The sequence below is a fragment of the Bradyrhizobium sp. CCBAU 11386 genome, assembly GCF_028128955.1.
In the GTDB taxonomy this organism is placed as follows: domain Bacteria; phylum Pseudomonadota; class Alphaproteobacteria; order Rhizobiales; family Xanthobacteraceae; genus Bradyrhizobium.
The window spans coordinates 111,738-113,293 of record NZ_LBKA01000008.1 but is presented as its reverse complement, the minus strand read 5'-3'; the positions used below and the strand labels follow the sequence as shown (position 1 = coordinate 113,293).

Below are 1,556 nucleotides of genomic sequence, written 5' to 3'. Positions count from 1 at the left end.
ATGGACCACCGCCACCGCGTCCGGCGCACGGCGAACCTGTGCCTCGAACAGCTCGTGGATGCACACGTCCGACGGATAGGCCGCCGCCGTCCGGTTCAGCTCCTCCAGCAGATAGGCGCGCTCCTCAGCCGGCAGAATGTCCAGCTCCCGCACTGGCATGTCCGGCGCCCGCTCCAACGCCTCCGACAGCTGCTCGAGCGCCCGCTGCATGTAGCCGCAGATCCGATCCGCAGAGATAGGCTCCGCCACCTGCGCCGTCAGACCGAGCGCCTCGCCAAAATCCTCCACCGACAAGGTCAGCGGATAATTGGTGCGCTCCTCCCCGCCCAGCCATTCCACGCCCACCAGACTGTCATCGGTTGCGGTGGCGACCGCCGCGGTGTTGTGGCGGTAGTTCAACAGCGAACTGAACAGCGGCGCCGGCGCCGCAACGCCGCTGCAGCGCTGCGCCAGCGCCAGCGAGGCATGCTCGTGCGCCAAAAGCTCGACCAGCCGGGCATGCGTGGTCAGGACGCTCGCCTCGGCCGCGGTGCCATCGAGATCAAGCCGCAGCGGCAGGGTGTTGATGAACAGCCCCATCGCGCGGTCGCCACCCGCACCCCCATGCATGCGGCCGAACAGCACCGTGCCGAACACCACCTGCTCGCGCCCGCTGCTGCGCGCCACCACCTGACCCCAGGCCAGATGGCACAGGCTCGCCAGGCTCACCCCCAGCCGTCGCGCCTGGCTGCGCAGCCGCGCGTTCAGCTGCTGCGGCAGCATCCGCTGCGCCTCTCGAACCCCGCTGCCGTCGCCGCGCACCTCGCGCAAGCCGAACGGCGTGCTCGGCTCGTCGATGTCTGCCAGCCACCCCCGGAAGAACGCTTCATGCGCCTTTGCATCAACGCCCAGGCGCGCCTGCGCCACCAGATTGCGGAACGGCTGTGGCGCGCTCAGCTCATGCGCCCGGCCCTCCAGCTCAGCCCGGACCTCGGCACGCATCACCTCCAGTGTGGTGTGGTCCCCGATCAGATGATGCTGCAGCTCCAACAGCAGCCAGCGCGCGCTGCCGGGCTCGCGCGCGATCACAAACCGCAACAACGGCGCTCGGCCAAGATCGATGCGGTGCTGGCGCGGATCAAACCGATCCTTAAGCTGCGCGGCGCCAGGACCAGCAGACCCGTTCAGCTCGACCTCGCTCACCTCCAGCAGCGCGTTCCGCCACACCACCTGGGCCGGGCGCGACAGCCCCTCCCAGACGAACGAGGTGCGCAGAATATCGTGCCGGTCCACCACCCGCTGGACCGCAGCAAGATAGCGGTCCAACACGCCACGGTCGGCAAACGCCATCTGCGATACCAGCAGGTACGGATCGCCCTTTGTCGCCAACAGATGATGGAACAGGATGCCGTCCTGCAGCGGCGACAAGCCATAAATGTCCTGGATGTTGCCGACCCCGCCGGGCACTGTGGCGATGATCCGGTCGATCTCGCCCTGCGCCAGCTCAATGAGCGGCAACATCTCTGGCGTGATCGCCGTACTCTGTTCGGTGATCCGATTGGCCGGGACCGCCACCT

The 1,556-nt window shown here is 68.0% G+C and carries 1 protein-coding gene; it reads right to left on the bottom strand.

The features are described from left to right. Window positions 1-1,556: condensation domain-containing protein (locus XI09_RS03040; RefSeq protein WP_271565602.1), on the bottom strand; the 1,556-nt coding region annotated here is incomplete at both ends.